Genomic DNA, 547 nt, shown 5'->3' with positions numbered 1-547 from the left:
ATGACGACGCCGACGCGGTGATCGATCGCGTGCACCAGCACCTGAAGGCGATGCTGCCGTACTACATGTGGCCGTCGGCCTACACCGTGGTCGCGGCGCTGCCGCTGACCGCGAACGGCAAGGTGGCCCGCGCGCAGCTGCTCGCCGGTGAGTTCCGGGTCGCATCGTCGCTGGCTTCGCAGCCGCCGTCGACCAGGACCGAGCAGGCGCTGGCGACGCTGTGGGCCGAACGTCTGGGGATCGACCCGGCCTCGATCGGGCGCAACACCAGCTTCTTCGAGATCGGCGGCCACTCGCTGCTGGCGGTGCGCCTGCTCAGCGACATCCGCCGTGTCTTCGGCCGGCAGTTCGGTGTTCGCCAGGTCTTCGAGTCGCCGCTGCTGTCGGAGTTCGCGGAGCGGATCGAGGCGATGGCGCCGGCGGGCGAGGACGCGATCTTGCGCGGGACCGCGCCCACGGGCACGGCGCCGGCCTCGTTCGCGCAGAAGCAGCTGTGGTACATCGAACAGGTGGCGCCGACGCATGGCAGCTACAACATCTTCGATGC

At 69.7% G+C, this 547-nt stretch carries 1 protein-coding gene; it reads left to right on the top strand.

The genetic code is table 11. The features are described 5' to 3' along the window. Positions 1–547 (top strand): phosphopantetheine-binding protein (locus ACFQ0E_RS19205; RefSeq protein ID WP_386826646.1); only part of this gene is annotated, 547 nt, incomplete at both ends.

This window comes from Lysobacter brunescens (genome assembly GCF_042677005.1).
Lineage (GTDB): Bacteria > Pseudomonadota > Gammaproteobacteria > Xanthomonadales > Xanthomonadaceae > Lysobacter_I > Lysobacter_I brunescens.
This window is presented reverse-complemented; position numbering and strand designations above follow the sequence as displayed.